Below are 17,106 nucleotides of genomic sequence, written 5' to 3'. Positions count from 1 at the left end.
ACAGGCTGTACCGGGCTTTTCGCGTCTTCGAATTTTAGCCTGCTAGCGCGGATCGACCTTCATCCACAAGTACCGACAAGCTTATTCCCAGGCTTATCCACAGGAACGTCCTTTATATCCTGTGTCTCTATGCCGCATGGCACGGCCCCTTTACGTCTATTTTCGGCGTTGATCAAAAGCGGCTGAGGAAAACTATCCACAAAACCTTCGGCTATAAGATGAACGGCGCTTGTTGTCGTGGAACGAAACGGCGCGACTCTCTAGCCAGAATGTTTTCCACAAAAAAGCCCCGCATGGCGGGGCTTGTGCATAACCGGAGTCGATCAGACGTCGAGGTTCGATACCGCCAGGGCGTTGCTCTCGATGAAGTCGCGACGCGGCTCCACGTGGTCGCCCATCAGGGTATTGAAGATCTGGTCGGCGGCTACGGCATCCTCGATGGTTACCTGCAGCATGCGGCGCACGTTCGGGTCCATGGTGGTTTCCCACAGCTGATCCGGATTCATCTCACCCAGGCCCTTGTAGCGCTGGATATTGAATCTCTTGCTGGTCTCGTTCATCAGCCATTCCCAGGCTTCCTTGAAGGTGCTGACCGGGCGACGGCGTTCACCGCGCTTGGCATAGGCGCCTTCTTCCAGCAGGTTGTCCAGCTGGGCGGCCAGCTCGGTCACCAGGCGGTAGTCGTTGCTGCCGAAGAAATCCCGGTTGAAGGTGACGTAGCTGGACAGGCCATGGGCGCGGGTTTCCACCTCTGGTAGCCATAGGCCTCGCTCGCGGTCCTCGCGCAAACTGACGCGGTAGGTAGTGCCAGAGCGCTCGGAGGTCTGCAGGCGTGCGCTAAGGCCTTCCAGCCACTGACGCATCGCCGCTTCATCGGCCAGCTGATCGACACCGACCCGCGGCAGGTACAGCAGGTGTTCGCTGACGGCGGCCGGATACAGCCGCGACAGGCGCTTGAAGGTCTTCATCACCTGGCGATAGCTGTTCACCAGCTTCTCGAGTTCCACGCCGGACAGGCCCGGGGCATTCTCGTTGACGTGCAGGCTGGCTTCTTCCAGGGCGGTCTGGGTCAGGTATTCCTCCATCGCCTCGTCGTCCTTGATGTATTGCTCCTGCTTGCCACGCTTCACCTTGTACAGCGGCGGCTGGGCGATGTAGATGTAGCCCCGCTCGATCAGCAGCGGCATCTGGCGGAAGAAGAAGGTCAGCAGCAGGGTACGGATGTGCGATCCGTCCACATCGGCATCGGTCATGATGATGATGTTGTGGTAGCGCAGCTTGTCGATGTTGAATTCTTCGCGACCGATGCCGCAGCCCAGCGCGGTGATCAGGGTGCCCACCTCCTGGGAGGAGAGCATCTTGTCGAAGCGCGCCTTCTCGACGTTGAGGATCTTGCCCTTGAGCGGGAGGATCGCCTGGGTGCGCCGGTTGCGGCCCTGCTTGGCCGAACCACCGGCGGAGTCACCCTCCACGATGTAGAGTTCGGACAGCGCCGGGTCCTTCTCCTGGCAGTCCGCCAGCTTGCCCGGCAGGCCGGCGATGTCCAGGGCGCCCTTGCGGCGGGTCATCTCGCGCGCCTTGCGCGCCGCTTCCCGGGCCCGGGCCGCGTCGATCATCTTGCCGACCACCGCCTTGGCTTCGTTGGGGTTCTCCAGCAGGAAGTCGGAGAAGTGCTTGCCCATCTCCTGTTCCACCGCGGTCTTCACCTCGGAGGAGACCAGCTTGTCCTTGGTCTGGGAGGAGAACTTGGGATCCGGCACCTTGACCGAGATGATGGCGGTCAGGCCTTCACGGGCGTCGTCACCGGTGGTGGCCACCTTGAACTTCTTGGCCAGGCCCTCGGCCTCGATGTAGCTGTTCAGGTTGCGCGTCAGCGCCGAGCGAAAGCCCGCCAGGTGGGTGCCGCCATCGCGCTGGGGAATGTTGTTGGTGAAGCAGAGGATGTTCTCGTTGAAGCTGTCGTTCCACTGCAGCGCCACTTCCACGCCGACGCCATCGTCTTCGCGCTGCACCTGGAAATGGAATACCTCGTTCACCGCGGTCTTGTTGGTGTTCAGGTAATCGACGAAGGCGCGCAGACCGCCCTCGTACTTGAACAACTCTTCCTTGCCACTGCGCTCGTCGCGCAGGACGATGCCGACGCCGGAGTTGAGGAAGGACAGTTCGCGAATCCGCTTGGCCAGGATGTCCCAGCTGAACTGGATGTTGTTGAAGGTCTCGGCGGACGGCTTGAAATGCACCTGGGTACCGGTGGTGTCGGTCTCGCCAATCACCGCCAGCGGCGCCTGGGGCACGCCGTGCACATAGACCTGCTCCCACAGCTGGCCGGCGCGGCGAATGGTCAGCCGCAGCTCCTCGGACAGGGCGTTCACCACCGAGACGCCCACGCCGTGCAGGCCGCCGGACACCTTGTAGGTGTTGTCGTCGAACTTACCGCCGGCGTGCAGCACGGTCATGATGACCTCGGCCGCCGAAACGCCTTCTTCCTTGTGGATGTCCACCGGGATGCCACGGCCGTTGTCGCGCACGGTGATGGATTCATCCATGTGGATGGTGATGCTGATCTCGCTGCAGAAGCCGGCCAGGGCCTCGTCGATGGAGTTGTCCACCACCTCGAAGACCATGTGGTGCAGGCCGGTGCCATCATCGGTGTCGCCGATGTACATGCCGGGGCGCTTGCGCACGGCATCCAGTCCCTTCAGCACCTTGATGCTGGAAGAGTCGTAGGTATTGGTCTCGCTCATGCTTGGCTCCCGCTAGTGTGGGTCTGCTTGATATGGCCGTGTTCCACGTGAAACACGCTGACCTCTGTCTCCGGCCGCCAGGCGGCCTGTAGCGTCTCGCGCTCGACACAGGTGATGAAGACTTGGCACTCCAGTGCCTCCAGCAGCCGGCACAAGGCCAGCCGGTGTCCCTCGTCCAGTTCCGAGGGCAGGTCGTCGATGAGATAGACGCACTGGCCCCGCTTGACCTGGTTGACCAACCGCCCCTGGGCGATGCGCAACGCGCAGACCACCAGCTTCTGCTGGCCGCGCGACAGGATGTCTGCCGCGTTGTGGTTGCCGATGCGGATCCGCAGGTCGGCGCGCTGGGGCCCGGCCTGGGTATGCCCCAGCTGCAGATCCCGCGGCAGACTGTCCGCCAGCACCTCGCGCAGATCGCGCTCGCGGTCCCAGCCGCGGTAGTAGCTCAGGGTCAGCCCGTCGAGCTGGATCAGCTCGGCCAGTACCGCGGTGAATTCCGGCTTCAGACGCTGGATATAGGCCTGGCGAAAGCCATCAATCTCGGCGCTGGCCAGGGCCAGTTCCTGATCCCAGGCGGCCTGCGCCGCAGGGTCGATTTTACCACGTCTGAGCCAGTGATTCCGCTGCCTGAGCGCCTTTTGCAGGCGTTGCCATAGCGGCAGAAATCGCTGTTCCTCGTGGAACACACCCCAGTCGAGAAACTGCCGCCTGATCTTGGGGCTGCCTTCGAGCAGCCGGAAGCCGTCGGGGTTGATCAGCTGCAACGGCAGCACCTCGGCCAGCTGCGCCGCGCTGCGGGCATTCTCGCCATTGATGCGGATCTGGTAGTCACCGCCGCGCTCGCGCTGGATGCCCAGGTTGCAGTCCTGGCCACCGGGCAGCCGCACCTGGCCGAACACCGTGCAACTGGCCTGCTCGTGCTGGATGACCGGCGCCAGCTTGGTGCTGCGAAAGGAGCGGGCCAGGCCCAGCAGGTGGATGGCTTCCAGCAGGCTGGTCTTGCCGCTGCCGTTGGCGCCATGCAGGAGGTTGACCCGTGGCGAGGGCTGAAGCGCGACCGCCTGCAGATTGCGCAGGCGGTCGGCGTTGAAGCGGATCAGCGTCATCGAGCGGCGATCAGAGGCGCATCGGCATCACGACATAGGAGGAGTCGTCGTTGCCCGCCTCCTGCAACAGTGCACTGCTGCTGGAATCGGACAGGGTGATCCGCACCTGGTCGGTGGTCATCACGCCCAGCACGTCGAGCAGGTAGCTGACGTTGAAACCGATCTCCAGGCTGCCACCGTCGTAGTCGACCTGCAGCTCTTCCTCGGCCTCTTCCTGCTCCGGGTTGTTGGCCTGGATCTTCATGAAGCCGTTTTCCAGCTGCAGGCGGATACCACGGTACTTCTCGTTGGAGAGAATGGCAGTGCGGCTGAAGGCCTCGCGCAGATGCTGGCGCTCGCCCAGTACCAGCTTGTCGCCATGCCGCGGCAGCACGCGCTCGTAGTCGGGGAACTTGCCGTCCACCAGCTTGGAGGTAAAGGTGAAGTCGCCGGTGGTGGCGCGGATATGGTGCTGGCCAAGGACCACGTTGACCGGCTCTTCCGGTTCGGTGAGCAGGCGCGACAGCTCCAGGATGCCCTTGCGCGGCACGATGACCTGGTGCTTCTCGGCCTGGTCGACATCGGCCTCCAGCATGCACATGGCCAGGCGGTGACCATCGGTGGCCACGGCGCGCAGGCGACCGGTGCTGGCTTCCAGCAGCATGCCGTTAAGGTAGTAGCGCACGTCCTGCTGGGCCATGGCGAAGCCGGTGCGCTCGATCAGGCGGCGCAGGCGGCCCTGGGGAATGCTGAACTTCAGCGAACCCGGACCTTCCTCCACGGTGGGGAAGTCGTTGGCCGGCAGGGTGGACAGGGTGAAGCGACTGCGTCCGGCACGGATCAGCAGCTTCTGCTCCTCGGTGCGGATGTCGATCAGCGCATCGGGCTGCAGGCTCTTGCAGATGTCCATCAGCTTGCGCGCCGGCACGGTGATCTCGCCGGCTTCGGCGGCTTCTTCCAGATCGACCCGGCCAACCAGCTCGACTTCCAGGTCGGTACCGGTCAGCGAGAGGCGCTGGCCTTCCACGACCAGGAGTACGTTGGACAGCACCGGCAGCGTTTGCCGACGTTCCACGACACCGGCCACCAGCTGCAGCGGTTTCAACAGGGCTTCGCGTTGAATGGTGAAATGCATGGTCAGGTCCTTGCCAGGGCCGCGTCCGTCAGGTGGTCAGGGTACGCAGCAGGTTCTTGTAATCCTCGCGGATATCCGCGTCGGATTCCCGAAGTTCGGCGATCTTGCGACAGGCGTGCAACACCGTCGTGTGATCGCGTCCGCCAAAGGCGTCGCCGATTTCCGGCAGGCTGTGATTGGTCAGTTCCTTGGACAGCGCCATGGCGACCTGCCGCGGCCGGGCGACCGAGCGCGAGCGGCGTTTGGACAGCAGATCGGCGATCTTGATCTTGTAGTACTCGGCCGCGGTGCGCTGGATGTTGTCGATACTGACCAGCTTGTCCTGCAGCGCCAGCAGATCCTTGAGCGACTCGCGGATCAGCTCGATGGTGATGTCCCGGCCCATGAAGTGGGCATGGGCGATCACCCGCTTGAGCGCGCCTTCCAGTTCCCGCACGTTGGAACGGATACGCTGGGCGATGAAGAAGGCGGCGTCGTGGGGCAGGTCGACCTTGGCCTGGTCGGCCTTCTTCATCAGGATCGCCACCCGCGTTTCCAGCTCCGGCGGCTCCACCGCCACGGTGAGTCCCCAGCCGAAGCGCGACTTGAGCCGCTCTTCCAGGCCATCGATCTCCTTGGGATAGCGATCGCTGGTGAGAATCACCTGTTGTCCACCTTCGAGCAGGGCATTGAAGGTGTGGAAAAACTCTTCCTGCGAACGCTCTTTGCGGGCGAAGAACTGGATGTCGTCGATCAGCAGCGCATCCACCGAGCGGTAGAAGCGCTTGAATTCATTGATGGCATTGAGCTGCAGCGCCTTGACCATGTCGGCGACGAAGCGCTCCGAATGCAGATAGACGATCTTGGCGTTCGGATTGCGCTTGAGCAGATGATTGCCCACCGCATGCATCAGGTGGGTCTTGCCCAGACCCACGCCCCCATAGAGGAAGAGCGGGTTGTAACCGTGCTTGGGATTGTCCGCCACCTGCCAGGCCGCCGCGCGGGCCAGCTGGTTGGACTTGCCCTCGACGAAGTTCTCGAAGGTAAAGGTGCGGTTCAGATAGTTGGTGTGCTTGAGCGCCCCCTCCACCTGCACGGTACGTTCGGTCTTGACGACCGGCTCGTCGGCCAATTCCGCCGTCACGTCTTCCAGGGCGACGCCCGCGGTGACGATGTCCGACTGGATCGGTTGCGGCGCCTGCACCGGTGGTGGCAGCGGAGCGCTCTGACTGCTCGGCGTCTGGACGGCGCGCGGCTTGTTGCTGCGCTTGCTGCCGATCAGCAAGGACAGCACCGGGGCGATACCGTCGTCGGCATGCTCCTCGAGCAATTCGAGCAGGCGACCCAGGTATTTCTCGTTGACCCAGTCGAGCACGAAGCGGTTGGGCGCGAACACCCGCAGCTCATCCCCTTCCGCTTCCACCTGTAGTGGCCGGATCCAGGTATTGAATTGTTGCGAAGGCAGCTCGTCGCGCAGCACATCCACGCAACGTTGCCAGAGTTCGACCGACACAGCGTCTCCCAAGAACTGGAGCGGCCCGGACGGGCCATGAGCAAACGCCCATTGTATCCCTCCCCATCCGGGTTATCCACATGACTGCGCAGTTTCCCGGCAGATAGCCGCCACCACCGCCATCGCCGGACGCATGACCGTCAGCACTGTGGATAAGGCCGTCTGACCTCTCTGGACAACCGGGGGTTTTTCTCTGTGGATAATCGTGCTGTGCGTAACAGCTCCGCTTATCCACAGTCTCTGGACAGCCTGACCACCTTCGCCCCACCTGTTGAAAACAGACTTTCCGCTGTCGCTCCGACCAGGCTGGATCTGGGCTGCCACGATCTATCCACAGAAAACCGCTGCACCATACATATTCACTTCAACAGTCTTTTAAAACCTTCTGACCTGTTGATTTTATTTACGCATCCGCCTGCCAGCCGGTGCTGGTTGGAAATTGACCTGTACCGAGGCTTTCTCTAGAATCGCCGGTCTCTTTGCGCGGGGCACTCATGCCTTGCCGCTTTCACCTAGGTAAAAGTCCATGAAACGCACCTTCCAACCCAGCACCCTGAAGCGCGCCCGTGTCCACGGTTTCCGTGCTCGTATGGCAACCAAGAACGGCCGTCAGGTTCTCGCCCGTCGCCGTGCCAAAGGCCGCAAGCGTCTGGCGATCTGATTGCCCGGTCAGGTGGTGAGTCAGGGTTTCGGTCGGGACAGGCGCTTACTGAGCTCCCAACAGTTCCAAGCGGTCTTTGACTCTCCCACCCACAAGGCATCCGGCAAGCACCTGCTGCTGCTCGCCCATGCCAATGGGCTCGACCATTCCCGCCTGGGGCTGGTCATCGGCAAGAAAAGCGTCAAGCTTTCTGTCGAGCGCAATCGCATCAAGCGGGTCATCCGGGATTCCTTCCGGCTGAATCAGGACCGCCTGGGCAGCTTCGATCTGGTCTTCGTCGCCCGCAAGGGACTCGGCGAGGTCGACAATCCCGAATTGCACGATCAGCTGCTGCAACTGTGGAAACGTCTCAATCGCCAGGCGAGCAAGACGATTGCCCACCCCATTGACAGTCCCGACGGTGCTCATGCGTAAACCGGCCCTGCTGCTGATTCGCTTCTACCGTTATGCCATCAGCCCCTTGATGGCCAGTCACTGTCGTTTCTATCCGACCTGTTCCGGTTACGCCCTCGAAGCCATCGAGTGCCACGGGCTGCTGCGTGGTGGCTGGCTGACCACACGGCGACTGTGCCGGTGCCATCCCTGGCACTCAGGCGGATACGATCCCGTTCCTCCCGCAAAGAACCCAGCCCCGACCTCTTCGATGGCCGAGTAAACATGGATATCAAGCGCCCGCTACTCATTGCCGCCTTGGCGATCGTGTCCTACACCCTGGTTTTCCAGTGGAACAAGGATTACGGCCAGGGCGATCTGCCCACGGCCAAGACGCAGACCAGCGTCCTGCCGGGCGATACTCCCAACGTGCCCACCGACGTCCCGGCCGATGCCAAGGCAGCTGCCCCGGTGGACAACGCGGCTGCCCAACCGAGCACCGCGCTCATCAAGGTGCGTACCGACGTCCTGGATCTGGCCATCGACCCCCGCGGCGGCGACATCGTCCAGCTCGGCCTGGTGCAGTACCCGAGCCGCCAGGATCATCCCAACGATCCCTTCATGCTGTTCGACAACGGCAGCCAGCGTCTCTACCTGGCCCAGAGCGGCCTGACCGGCGCCAACGGGCCCGATGCCAACAGCGCCGGTCGTCCGCTGTACAGCTCGGCGCAGTCCAGCTACGTACTCTCCGATGGCCAGCAACAGCTGGTGGTGGATCTCAAGTACCAGGCCAATGGCGTCGACTACATCAAGAGATTCACCTTCCACCGGGGCCTGAAGGTCGACTGCTCGGACGCCGAGAAGGCGCAGAAGAAGATCGCCTGCATCAACCCGGACGCCTACCAGATCCAGGTCAGCTACCTGATCGACAACCAGAGCGCCAGCGCCTGGAACGGCGTGCTCTATGCCCAGCTCAAGCGTGACAAGAGCGGCGATCCCTCGGCCACCACCGCCACCGGCGTGTCCACCTACCTGGGCGCCGCGGTCGGTACCCCGGCCGAGCCCTACCGCAAGGTGTCCATGAGCGACATGGACAAGAATCGCCTGCAGGAAGCCGTGCAGGGCGGCTGGGTCGGGTGGCTGCAGCACTACTTCGTAACCGCCTGGGTGCCGAACAAGGACGAGCAGCACCAGATCACCACCCGCAAGGATGCCCAGGGCAACTACATCGTCGGCTTCACCGGTCCGCAATTCAGCGTGCCGGCGGGTGGCAAGGGCGAGACCTCGCTGACCCTCTATGCCGGTCCGAAGATCCAGGAGCACCTCAAGACCCTGTCCCACGGTCTGGAACTGACCGTCGACTACGGCTTCCTGTGGTTCATCGCCCAGCCGATCTTCTGGCTGCTACAGCATATCCACAGCATCCTGGGTAACTGGGGCTGGTCGATCATCGTCCTGACCATCATCATCAAGATGCTGTTCTTCCCGCTGTCCGCCGCCAGCTACCGCTCCATGGCCCGCATGCGCGCCGTCGGCCCGCGACTGCAGGCGCTGAAGGAACAGCATGGCGACGATCGCCAGAAGATGTCCCAGGCGATGATGGAGCTCTACCGCAAGGAGAAGATCAATCCCCTGGGTGGCTGCCTGCCCATCGTGGTGCAGATGCCGGTGTTCCTGGCGCTGTACTGGGTGCTGCTGGAAAGCGTCGAGATGCGCCAGTCGCCCTGGATGTTCTGGATCACCGACCTGTCGGCCAAGGATCCCTTCTTCATCCTGCCGATCATCATGGGCGCCACCATGCTGGTGCAGCAGATGCTCAACCCGGCACCGCCGGATCCCATGCAGGCCAAGGTCATGAAGATGATGCCGATCATCTTCACCTTCTTCTTCCTGTGGTTCCCGGCCGGTCTGGTGCTGTACTGGATCGTCAACAACTGCCTGTCGATCCTGCAGCAGTGGTACATTACCCGGAAGATCGAGGCGGCCAGCAAGAAGGCCTGACCCCGCTCACCCTATCCACACGACGCCCCTTGATTGGGGCGTCGTGCTTTCTGGAGGATCGTCATGTCCCTGCCTTCCGACAGCATCGCCGCCATCGCCACCGCCACCGGGCGCGGCGGAGTCGGTATCGTCCGCGTCTCCGGGCCCCTGGCCGCGCCCCTGGCCCGGGTGATCTGCGGCCGTGAGCTAGCTCCCCGGCATGCCCACTACGGCAATTTCCTCGCCGCCGACGGCAGCGTGCTGGACGCCGGTATCGCGCTGTTCTTTCCCGGCCCCAATTCCTTCACCGGTGAAGACGTGCTGGAACTCCAGGGTCACGGCGGCCCGGTGATCCTCGACCTGCTCTTGCGCCGTACCCTGGAGGAAGGCGCGCGCCTGGCCCGCCCGGGCGAGTTCAGCGAACGCGCCTTTCTCAACGACAAGCTCGACCTGGCCCAGGCCGAGGCCATCGCCGACCTCATCGAGGCCAGCACCGAACAGGCGGCGCGCAATGCCCTGCGCTCGCTGCAGGGCGAATTCTCCCGCCGCGTGGAAAGCCTGGTCGAGCAACTCATCCAGCTGCGTATCTACGTCGAGGCGGCCATCGATTTTCCCGAGGAAGAGATCGACTTCCTCGCCGACGGTCGGGTCCAGGGCCTGCTGGAGGGGGTCCAGGCCGAATTGCAGGAGGTCCGTCGCGAAGCCAATCGCGGTGCCCTGCTGCGTGACGGCATGACCGTGGTGATCGCCGGCCGCCCCAATGCCGGCAAGTCCAGCCTGCTCAATGCCCTGGCCGGCCGCGAGGCCGCCATCGTCACCGACATCGCCGGCACCACTCGCGATGTCCTGCGTGAACATATCCACCTGGATGGCATGCCGTTGCACGTGGTCGATACGGCCGGTCTGCGCGACACCGATGACCGGGTGGAACAGATCGGCGTCCAGCGGGCCCTGGACGCCATCGCCGGCGCCGATCGAGTGCTGCTGGTAGTGGACGCCAGCGCACCGGAAGCCCGCGATCCCCAGGCGCTCTGGCCGGAACTGCTGAGCGCCAGGCCGCCGCTGGACAAGCTGACGGTGATCCGCAACAAGGCCGACCTCACCGGTGAACCCACCGGGTTGCTGGCGTCGACCGCGCCGGTGGAAATCGCCCTCAGCGCCACCGATGGCGGGGGGGTCGAGGCCTTGCGCGAGCACCTCAAGGCCTGCATGGGCTTCGAGCAGACCACCGAGGGCGGCTTCAGCGCCCGCCGCCGCCATCTGGATGCCCTGCAGCGGGCGGCCAGCGCCCTGGACCACGGCTATCGCCAGCTCACCCTGGCCGGTTCCGGCGAGCTCTTGGCCGAGGATCTGCGCCAGGCCCAGCAGGTGCTCGGCGAGATCACCGGCGCCTTCAGCTCCGACGATCTGCTCGGCCGCATCTTCTCCAGCTTCTGCATCGGCAAGTAACTCCGGCTCCGCTGTAGCAGGCCTGTGCAATGCAGGCCTTTTCTGTCCTCACTTCCCCCTTCCAGAGCCCTGTTGATAAACCCGCCTGAGGTCTGCCCATAAATCGGTGCATTGCCTGTCCATGACCTGCCTTGTGGATAAGCAGCCAAAGGATCCACAGGATGCTGAGAGCTTGTATCCATCCACAGCACAAGACGTGCACGGGGTTCAGGTTTTCCCCAGCCCAGGCCTGCCAAGGGCTGCATAAGCTTATCCACAGCGAAGGGCCTGCATATACATAAGCTCTATATCAGTCCTTTTAAAACTTTCTTCTCTATTGTTTATATTGAGCGTCTACCCCGGAGCCTGGTCATTTTTTGGCCAGGGCCCCTTCTGCAAGACTGGCCTAGGCCTTATACTTGCCGGCTTTCCTTCGAATTCCTGCCAACAGGCACGAGGTGCGTGGTGGACTTTCCTTCCCGTTTCGACGTCATCGTGATCGGTGGCGGCCATGCCGGTACCGAAGCGGCCCTGGCGGCCGCTCGCATGGGTGTGCGCACCCTGCTGCTCACGCATAATGTGGAAACTCTCGGCCAGATGAGCTGCAATCCCGCCATTGGCGGCATCGGCAAGAGCCATCTGGTCAAGGAGATCGATGCGCTGGGCGGCGCCATGGCCGCGGCGACGGACCTCGCCGGCATCCAGTTCCGCATTCTCAACAGCCGCAAGGGACCTGCCGTCCGCGCCACTCGCGCCCAGGCCGATCGCGTGCTGTACAAGGCGGCTATCCGCTACACCCTGGAAAACCAGCCCAACCTGTGGATATTCCAGCAAGCCTGTGACGACCTCATCGTCGAAGGCGATCGGGTCGCTGGCGTGATCACCCAGATGGGCCTGAAATTCCATGCCGACAACGTGGTGCTGACCGCCGGGACCTTCCTCGGTGGTCTTATCCACATCGGCATGCAGAATCACAGCGGTGGACGAGCGGGAGATCCGCCTGCCATCGCCCTGGCCCAGCGCCTGCGGGAACTGCCGCTGCGGGTCTCCCGCCTGAAGACCGGCACACCGCCACGTATCGACGGCCGCTCGGTGGACTTCTCGGTGATGACCGAGCAGCCCGGGGATACCCCGCTGCCGGTGATGTCCTTTCTCGGCAATCGCGAGCAGCATCCGGCGCAGGTCAGCTGCTGGATCACCCACACCAACGCCCGCACCCACGACATCATCCGCGCCAACCTGGATCGTTCGCCCATGTACTCGGGCGTGATCGAAGGGGTAGGGCCGCGCTACTGTCCGTCCATCGAAGACAAGATCCATCGCTTCGCCGACAAGGACAGCCATCAGGTCTTTCTCGAACCTGAGGGCCTGACCACCCACGAGCTCTATCCCAACGGCATCTCCACCTCGCTGCCCTTCGATGTGCAGCTCGAGGTGGTGCGCTCCATGCGCGGCATGGAGAACGCCCATATCCTGCGACCCGGCTACGCCATCGAATACGATTTCTTTGATCCGCAGGATCTCAAGTACAGCCTGGAAACCAAGGTCATCGCCGGCCTGTTCTTCGCCGGCCAGATCAATGGCACCACCGGTTACGAAGAAGCCGGCGCCCAGGGTCTGCTCGCCGGGGCCAATGCCGCGCTGCGCGCCCAGGGCCGTGAGGCCTGGTGTCCGCGCCGCGACGAGGCCTACCTCGGCGTGCTGGTCGACGACCTCATCACCCTGGGTACCCAGGAGCCCTACCGGATGTTCACCTCCCGCGCCGAGTACCGGCTGATCCTGCGCGAAGACAACGCCGACCTGCGCCTGACCGAAAAGGGTCGCGAGCTGGGTCTGGTGGACGACCAGCGCTGGGCGCTGTTCGAAGCCAAGCGCGAGGGCATCACCCTGGAAGAGCAGCGTCTCAAGGCGATCTGGATTCGCCCGGGCACGCCCGAGGGAACGGCGGTGGCCGAGCGCTTCGGCACGCCGCTCAATCACGAATACAACCTGCAGAATCTGCTGGCTCGTCCGGAGATCGACTATGCCGGTCTGCTGGCCGCGGTAGGCCAGACACCGGCCGAGACCCAGGTCGCCGAGCAGATCGAGATCAAGACCAAGTACGCCGGCTACATCGATCGCCAGCAGGACGAGATCCAGCGTCTGCGCGCCAGCGACGCCGTGGCGCTGCCGGCGGAACTCGACTACGCCGCCATCTCCGGACTGTCCAAGGAGATCCAGCACAAGCTGGCCCAGGCCCGTCCCGAGACCCTGGGCCAGGCCTCGCGCATTCCGGGCGTCACGCCAGCGGCGGTCTCGCTGCTGCTGATCCATCTCAAGAAGCGCAGCGCCGGTCGCAGCCTGGAGCACAGCGCCTGATGGCCAGCGCGATCCAAGCCAACGAACTGCGCCAGGGTGCCCAGACCCTCGGCGTAGCCCTGACTGCCGCCGTGGAAGAGCGGTTGCTGGGCTACCTGGACCTGCTGGTCAAGTGGAACAAGGCCTACAACCTCACCGCGGTGCGCGATCCCGACGAGATGGTCTCGCGGCACCTGCTGGACAGCCTCAGCATCGTCCCCTACGTGGGCGCGGGGCAGTGGCTGGACGTGGGCAGCGGCGGCGGCATGCCGGGCATTCCCCTGGCGATCCTCTTTCCCGAGTCGCGCTTCACCCTGCTCGACAGCAACGGCAAGAAGACCCGCTTCCTGACCCAGGCCAGGATCGAGCTGGGCCTGGCCAATGTCGAGGTGGTCCACGCCCGCGTCGAGGCCTTCCAGCCTGCCGCGCCCTTCACCGGCATCGTCTCGCGAGCGTTCAGCGCCATCGACGACTTCGCCACCTGGACGCGCCACCTGGGCGACAACCAAACACAGTGGCTGGCGATGAAGGGACTGCACCCCGACGACGAGCTGGCCAAGCTACCAGCGGATTTCCGGGTTGCGGCGGCGCACGTCCTCGCGGTTCCCGGTTGCCAAGGCCAGCGGCACTTGCTGATACTGCGCCGCACGAACGGAGAGGGGTAAGGCGGTACATGGCCAAGGTTTACGCGATAGCCAACCAGAAGGGCGGGGTGGGCAAGACCACGACGTGCATCAATCTCGCCGCTTCTCTGGCCGCCACCAACCGGCGCAAGGTGCTGCTGATCGATCTCGATCCCCAGGGCAACGCCACCATGGGCAGCGGGGTGGACAAGCACGCCCTCGAGCATTCGGTGCTGGACGTCCTCACCGGGGCCTGCGGTCTGCTCGACGCCATGCACTTCTCCGAGCACGGCGGCTACCAGCTGCTGCCCTCGAACCGCGACGTCACCGCCGCGGAAGTCGAGCTGCTGGAGATGACCGGGCGCGAGAGTCGCCTGCGCGACGCCTTGGCGCCGGTGCGGGACAACTACGACTACGTGCTCATCGACTGCCCGCCGTCGCTGTCCATGCTGACCATCAACGGCCTGGTGGCCGCCGATGGCGTGATCATTCCCATGCAGTGCGAGTACTTCGCCCTGGAAGGCCTGACCGATCTGGTCGGCAGCATCCAGCACATCGCCCAGCGGCTGAATCCGCAGCTGAAGATCGAGGGCCTGCTGCGCACTATGTTCGATCCGCGCATCGGCCTGGCCAACGACGTCGCCGCCCAGCTCAAGCAGCACTTCGGCGACGAGCTCTACGAAACCATCATTCCGCGCAACGTCCGCCTGGCCGAAGCGCCCAGCTACGGCATGCCCGCCCTGGTCTACGACAAGAGTTCCAAGGGGGCCGCGGCCTACCTGGAACTGGCCAGCGAGCTGGTCAAACGTCAGCGCAAGGCGGCTCGCGTCGCCAAGACTGCCTAAGGAATCCCCATGGCTGTGAAGAAACGAGGTCTGGGCCGCGGTCTCGACGCCCTGCTCGGCGGTGCCAGCGTAAAGGTCCTGCAGGAGCAGGCTGCCGCCACCCCGGTCAGCGAACTGCAATCGCTGCCGCTGGACATCATCCAGCGCGGCAAGTATCAGCCGCGCCTGCACATGGATCCGACCGCTCTAGAAGAGCTGGCCAACTCCATCCGCGTCCAGGGGCTGATGCAGCCCATCGTAGTGCGTGCCATCGGTGAAGGTCGTTACGAGATCATCGCCGGCGAACGCCGCTGGCGGGCCAGCCAGCAGGCCGGTCTGGAGCGGATCCCGGCGCTGGTACGCGACGTGCCCGATCAGGTGGCCATCGCCCTGGCGCTGATCGAGAACATCCAGCGGCAGAATCTCAATCCGCTGGAAGAGGCCATGGCCCTGCAGCGGCTGCAGGACGAATTCGAGCTGACCCAGGCCCAGGTGGCCGAAGCCGTAGGCAAGTCGCGCTCGGGTGTGACCAACCTGCTGCGCCTGCTGGCGCTGGCCGAAGACGCCAAGGAACTGCTAGCCAAGGGCGAGCTGGAAATGGGCCACGCCCGGGCACTGCTCGGTCTGCCCAAGGCGCGCCAGAGCGAAGGGGCGCGGCACGTTGTCGCACGGGGCCTCACCGTGCGGCAGACCGAAGCCCTGGTGCGCCAGTGGCTTAGCGGCGCGGAGCCGGAGGAGAAGGCCGCGGTGGTCGATCCCGACATCAGTCGGCTGGAGCAGCGTCTGGCCGAACGTTTGGGCGCCAACGTGCAGATCCGCCATGGCGAAAAAGGCAAGGGCCAGCTGGTGATCCGCTATACCTCTTTGGACGAACTTCAAGGCGTACTGGCGCACATTCGCTGACACAAATGCCTGCGAGCCTGGACGGCAATCTGTCCGGGGTGGCTTGAACCACTCTGGACGCGCCCCTATACTTTGCCCGCTTTTTGTCGGCACAAAGCATGCCAGTGAAAACAACTATTAAGCCGACACCAGAGGACTTCGAGCCGATGGACCGCCGCACGCCCAAACGCCTGCCTTTCCATCACCAGCCTGCCTTTCGCCTGCTGCTCGTCCAACTGGCTGTCGCGTCGTGTGCCGCCGTTGTCTTGTTTTGCTTCGTCGGTAAGGTCGCCGGTTATTCCGGATTGTTGGGCGGGCTGATTGCCTGGCTGCCCAATCTGTATTTTTCGTTCAAGGCGTTCCGCTATCGCGGCGCCCATGCCGCCCAAGACATCGTCCGTTCTTTCTACTCGGGCGAGGCGGGCAAACTGATTCTCACGGCAGTGCTCTTTGCACTGACGTTTGCTGGGGTAAAACCGCTTTCGGCTCCTGCACTGTTCGGCGTCTACCTGTTGACGCTGATGGTCAATGCCGGCGCGCCCCTGCTACTGAAAAAACCGACTAGACCTTAAGGCATTCGAGGCACACATGGCAGCAGACTCCGCTTCGGGCTACATCCAGCACCACCTGCAGAACCTGACCTATGGTATGCACCCGGTGAACGGCTGGAGCTTCGCCCACACCCCCGCTGAAGCTAAGGAAATGGGCTTCTGGGCCTTCCACGTGGATACCCTCGGCTGGTCGGTCGCCCTCGGCCTGATCTTCCTGGTGCTGTTCCGCAGCGTCGCCAAGAAGGCCACCAGCGGTCAGCCCGGCGGCCTGCAGAACTTCGTCGAGGTGCTGGTCGAATTCGTCGACGGCAGCGTCCGCGACACCTTCCATGGCAAGAATCCGCTGATCGCGCCCCTGGCCCTGACCATCTTCGTCTGGATCTTCCTGATGAACCTGATGGACCTGGTGCCGGTGGACTGGCTGCCGTCCGTGGCCGGCATGCTGTTCGGCGAGCACACCTACTTCCGCGTGGTGCCCACCACCGACCCGAACGCCACCCTGGGCATGGCCCTGTCGGTGTTCGCCCTGCTGATCTTCTACAGCATCAAGATGAAGGGCCTGGGCGGCTTCTTCGGCGAGCTGACCCTGCACCCCTTCAGCAGCAAGAACATGCTGCTGCAGATCATCCTGGTGCCGATCAACTTCCTGCTCGAATTCGTCACCCTGATTGCCAAGCCGATCTCGCTGGCGCTGCGACTATTCGGCAACATGTATGCTGGCGAGCTGATCTTCATCCTCATCGCCATCATGTTCGCCAACGGTCTGGCGCTGGGTGGCCTGGGTATCGTGCTGCAGTGGGCGTGGGCGGTGTTCCACATCCTCATCATCACCCTGCAGGCCTTCATCTTCATGATGCTGACCATCGTCTACCTGTCGATGGCGCACGAAGAAAGTCACTAAGGAATGGCCCCCGGACGCTGCTGACGGCGTTTGGAGGCGGTTCTGCCGTGAGTCCCGGAGGACATTGTCCGCCGGGTAACTTGGGAAAACT

The 17,106-nt window shown here is 63.5% G+C and carries 15 protein-coding genes; 11 read left to right on the top strand and 4 right to left on the bottom strand.

Features of this window, described 5'->3' with window-relative positions; all coding sequences use genetic code 11:
• Positions 1 to 323: 323 nt before the first annotated feature.
• From gyrB to dnaA, 4 genes are read right to left on the bottom strand one after another with little or no spacing between them, the layout of a single operon-like run.
• A complete protein-coding gene (gene gyrB, locus PVZ77_RS02325) occupies positions 324 to 2,744 on the bottom strand; it encodes a DNA topoisomerase (ATP-hydrolyzing) subunit B (protein ID WP_133860228.1) in 2,421 nt (806 codons plus the stop codon).
• Positions 2,741 to 3,850: a DNA replication/repair protein RecF gene (gene recF / locus PVZ77_RS02320; protein ID WP_007160137.1), complete on the bottom strand. Its 1,110-nt coding sequence runs from the start codon at positions 3,848 to 3,850 to the stop codon at positions 2,741 to 2,743. The genes gyrB and recF overlap by 4 nt, the downstream gene beginning before the upstream one ends.
• A 10-nt stretch (positions 3,851 to 3,860) precedes the next feature.
• On the bottom strand, positions 3,861 to 4,964 hold the full coding sequence (gene dnaN, locus PVZ77_RS02315; RefSeq protein ID WP_007160136.1) for a DNA polymerase III subunit beta: 1,104 nt from the start codon (positions 4,962 to 4,964) through the stop codon (positions 3,861 to 3,863).
• A 28-nt stretch (positions 4,965 to 4,992) separates the two neighbouring features.
• Positions 4,993 to 6,456: a chromosomal replication initiator protein DnaA gene (gene dnaA / locus PVZ77_RS02310; protein ID WP_273805481.1), complete on the bottom strand. Its 1,464-nt coding sequence runs from the start codon at positions 6,454 to 6,456 to the stop codon at positions 4,993 to 4,995.
• 526 nt (positions 6,457 to 6,982) lie between these two features.
• Here dnaA and rpmH point away from each other — a divergent pair.
• The 11 genes from rpmH (at position 6,983) to atpB (ending at position 17,015) form a co-directional block, all read left to right on the top strand.
• Positions 6,983 to 7,117, top strand: a complete 135-nt coding sequence (rpmH, locus tag PVZ77_RS02305; protein WP_017641476.1) for a 50S ribosomal protein L34 — start codon at positions 6,983 to 6,985, stop codon at positions 7,115 to 7,117.
• A gap of 12 nt (positions 7,118 to 7,129) precedes the next feature.
• Positions 7,130 to 7,531, top strand: a complete 402-nt coding sequence (gene rnpA / locus PVZ77_RS02300; protein ID WP_133860591.1) for a ribonuclease P protein component — start codon at positions 7,130 to 7,132, stop codon at positions 7,529 to 7,531.
• The gene (gene yidD, locus PVZ77_RS02295) at positions 7,524 to 7,772 is read left to right on the top strand and encodes a membrane protein insertion efficiency factor YidD (RefSeq protein WP_133860224.1); all 249 of its coding nucleotides are present in this window, start codon (positions 7,524 to 7,526) and stop codon (positions 7,770 to 7,772) included. The genes rnpA and yidD overlap by 8 nt, the downstream gene beginning before the upstream one ends.
• Before the next feature lie 2 nt (positions 7,773 to 7,774).
• Entirely contained in the window at positions 7,775 to 9,490 is a 1,716-nt protein-coding gene (gene yidC / locus PVZ77_RS02290) for a membrane protein insertase YidC (protein ID WP_273805482.1), read from the top strand.
• A 63-nt stretch (positions 9,491 to 9,553) separates the two neighbouring features.
• The gene (gene mnmE, locus PVZ77_RS02285; protein WP_273805483.1) at positions 9,554 to 10,918 is read left to right on the top strand and encodes a tRNA uridine-5-carboxymethylaminomethyl(34) synthesis GTPase MnmE; all 1,365 of its coding nucleotides are present in this window, start codon (positions 9,554 to 9,556) and stop codon (positions 10,916 to 10,918) included.
• A 444-nt stretch (positions 10,919 to 11,362) separates the two neighbouring features.
• Positions 11,363 to 13,255 carry a tRNA uridine-5-carboxymethylaminomethyl(34) synthesis enzyme MnmG gene (gene mnmG / locus PVZ77_RS02280; protein ID WP_273805484.1) on the top strand — a complete coding sequence of 631 codons (1,893 nt, stop codon included), beginning with the start codon at positions 11,363 to 11,365 and terminating at the stop codon, positions 13,253 to 13,255.
• Positions 13,255 to 13,899, top strand: coding sequence for a 16S rRNA (guanine(527)-N(7))-methyltransferase RsmG (gene rsmG, locus PVZ77_RS02275; protein WP_273805485.1), 645 nt, complete (start codon positions 13,255 to 13,257; stop codon positions 13,897 to 13,899). Before mnmG ends, rsmG begins: the two co-directional genes overlap by 1 nt.
• Positions 13,900 to 13,907: 8 nt before the next feature.
• A complete protein-coding gene (locus PVZ77_RS02270) occupies positions 13,908 to 14,702 on the top strand; it encodes a ParA family protein (RefSeq protein ID WP_133860219.1) in 795 nt (264 codons plus the stop codon).
• A 9-nt stretch (positions 14,703 to 14,711) separates the two neighbouring features.
• Positions 14,712 to 15,584, top strand: a complete 873-nt coding sequence (locus tag PVZ77_RS02265; RefSeq protein WP_273805486.1) for a ParB/RepB/Spo0J family partition protein — start codon at positions 14,712 to 14,714, stop codon at positions 15,582 to 15,584.
• A gap of 146 nt (positions 15,585 to 15,730) precedes the next feature.
• Positions 15,731 to 16,135 (top strand): F0F1 ATP synthase subunit I, encoded by a 405-nt coding sequence (locus PVZ77_RS02260; protein ID WP_183632190.1) that lies wholly within the window; start codon positions 15,731 to 15,733, stop codon positions 16,133 to 16,135.
• 16 nt (positions 16,136 to 16,151) lie between these two features.
• Positions 16,152 to 17,015: a F0F1 ATP synthase subunit A gene (atpB, locus tag PVZ77_RS02255; RefSeq protein WP_133860216.1), complete on the top strand. Its 864-nt coding sequence runs from the start codon at positions 16,152 to 16,154 to the stop codon at positions 17,013 to 17,015.
• Positions 17,016 to 17,106: the final 91 nt, after the last annotated feature.

Source organism: Pseudomonas sp. SHLD1, assembly GCF_028640935.1.
Classification (GTDB): domain Bacteria; phylum Pseudomonadota; class Gammaproteobacteria; order Pseudomonadales; family Pseudomonadaceae; genus Chryseomonas; species Chryseomonas aestiva.
The sequence above is the reverse complement of the archived record's forward strand: the minus strand, read 5'-3'. Positions and strand labels throughout refer to the sequence as shown.